The organism is Treponema primitia ZAS-1 (genome assembly GCF_000297095.1).
Lineage (GTDB): Bacteria > Spirochaetota > Spirochaetia > Treponematales > Breznakiellaceae > Termitinema > Termitinema primitia_A.
In genome coordinates this window covers 1-674 of sequence record NZ_AEEA01000059.1, presented here as the reverse complement: position 1 = coordinate 674, position 674 = coordinate 1, and the positions used below count along the sequence as shown (strand labels likewise).

The 674-nt window shown below is 52.4% G+C and carries 2 protein-coding genes; both read left to right on the top strand.

Annotated elements, in window-relative coordinates:
* On the top strand, positions 1-352 hold a 352-nt coding region (locus TPRIMZ1_RS0111925; protein WP_010259774.1), incomplete at its 5' end, for a hypothetical protein.
* The coding region (locus tag TPRIMZ1_RS0111920; RefSeq protein ID WP_010259772.1) for a type II toxin-antitoxin system PemK/MazF family toxin at positions 342-674 on the top strand (333 nt) is incomplete at its 3' end. The genes TPRIMZ1_RS0111925 and TPRIMZ1_RS0111920, both read left to right, overlap by 11 nt.

The following is a 674-nucleotide window of genomic DNA, read 5'->3' as shown; positions in this document are numbered from 1 at the left end:
CCGGTGGGGCGTATTTATTAGGGCTGTGCGAATACGGCGCCTGGCGTTGGTGAATCCGGTGTTAGGCGCCTTTTTGGCCGCCGATGCGTTGACTGCACCCCTTTTGGGGAACTATACTGACCCTATGGGGGTACTGATGACACAGCAAATGGTTATTGACGAAGTGCGAAAGCTCAAGTCTCCGGAGCTTCTTGATACCTTGTACCAGTACGCCCGCATATTGGTTGAAACCGGCGCGGTTCCAGCGGGCGGCCCGGGAGAAAATACGGCCCCCTATGAAGATTTTACCTCGGAAGATGAGATGAACCAGTTCATTGCGGGCTTTGCGAAGGACTATTTTGATGCACCCTAAGCCGATAATCCGGCGTGGCGAAATATGGACGGTGCAATGGTCAGGTTTGGCGAGCAAGCCCCGTCCGGCGCTGGTAATCCAATCAGAAGCATATCTGGAAACAAGCACGGATATTCTTGCATTGATTACATCCGAAGATGCGCCCGCTTCGATGGTCCGCTTACCGATTGCCGCTGATGAACGCAATGGGCTCTTGCATGACAGCTTTATTTGTTTAGATAAACTGATGGCAATTCCGCTGGCAAATATCGGCAAACGTCTTGGGGCGGTGAGCCCTGAAGTTCTGCACGAGATTAATAAGCGGCTCATCAAGATATTGGGC